A 562-nucleotide genomic window follows, 5' to 3' on the forward strand; every position below is an offset into this window, starting at 1 on the left:
GAGAAGCTCGACGTCAATGTCGGAGCGGGACTGCGCTTGTCTCAGCATCCACTGGGCCGGAACGTCGGCGAAACGGGCTCCGCGGGTCGTCCCAATGATCAGAGCGATCTTAGGCCTAGCGTGATCTGTCGTGGACATGGCTTTGATCTCCTCGATGCCTCGCGCCGGTCAGGCGTCGAATGGCTTGGCGAGGGGAAAAATGACCGGACGGCTGATAGCCTACTAGCCATCCGAAGCGGGCTTCGGCGTCCCCGTATCCGGAACACTTGGGTGCCTAGCGGCTGACAACCGTCGGTAATTCAGGCACACTTTCGGGGCGCGCTGCACGGCAGTTAGACGGGGGTCGGTTTGGAAATTGAAGACCTTCGCGTGTTTGTCGAGATCGCCGACGCGGGCGGGGTCAACTCCGCCGCTCGTCGGCTCGGTCTGGCGAAATCGATCGTCAGCCGTCGCTTGTTGCGGCTCGAAGACGAACTCGGCGCTCAGCTTGTCGCCCGCACGACCCGAGGCGTCGTTCTGACAGAGGCCGGCGCCCATTTCCGGGATGAAGCGGCGAAGGTCT

General features: G+C 62.8%; 1 protein-coding gene. It reads left to right on the forward strand.

Annotation, left to right across the window (positions count from 1 at the left end; translation table 11 throughout):
- Positions 1–348: 348 nt before the first annotated feature.
- A partial coding sequence (locus tag ACFSE6_RS18905) for a LysR family transcriptional regulator (protein ID WP_465254187.1) occupies positions 349–562 on the forward strand: 214 nt, incomplete at its 3' end.

The organism is Georgenia deserti, from assembly GCF_042680605.1.
GTDB classification, from domain to species: Bacteria; Actinomycetota; Actinomycetes; order Actinomycetales; family Actinomycetaceae; genus Allobogoriella; species Allobogoriella deserti.